Source organism: Oleiphilus sp. HI0123 (genome assembly GCF_001635315.1).
This window is the reverse complement of record NZ_LWGE01000571.1, coordinates 1-301: the sequence shown is the minus strand read 5'-3', so window position 1 is coordinate 301 and position 301 is coordinate 1. Positions and strand designations below refer to the sequence as shown.

Sequence of the window (301 nt, the reverse complement as noted above, 5' to 3'; positions counted from 1 at the left end):
TAATCTCCTTAGGTAGACCTTCCTGTCTTACCTGCATTTCTTTGGATATTCGTGCGCTATACCGATAGCTGTGCGCTCCCTCAATCAACAGTTTCTGACGCGTCCATTACCGCACTTTGTAATGCTGCCAAGTTTTCGTTTATCGCGACTAGAATGCTCACTCGGGGTGAGCCCGACATAGCTCATTAGCTTTCTAGGCGTATCAAATCGGCTTAGATCACCAAGCTCACACACTACGCCTGTTGCGATGAGGAGGCGTATTCCACGCATCGCTTGTATTGCTTTAACGACAGGGTAGTAG

General features: G+C 48.2%; 1 pseudogene. It reads right to left on the bottom strand.

Annotation, left to right across the window (positions count from 1 at the left end):
• Positions 1–301, bottom strand: a pseudogene (locus tag A3761_RS05255) (transposase); the annotation flags it as partial.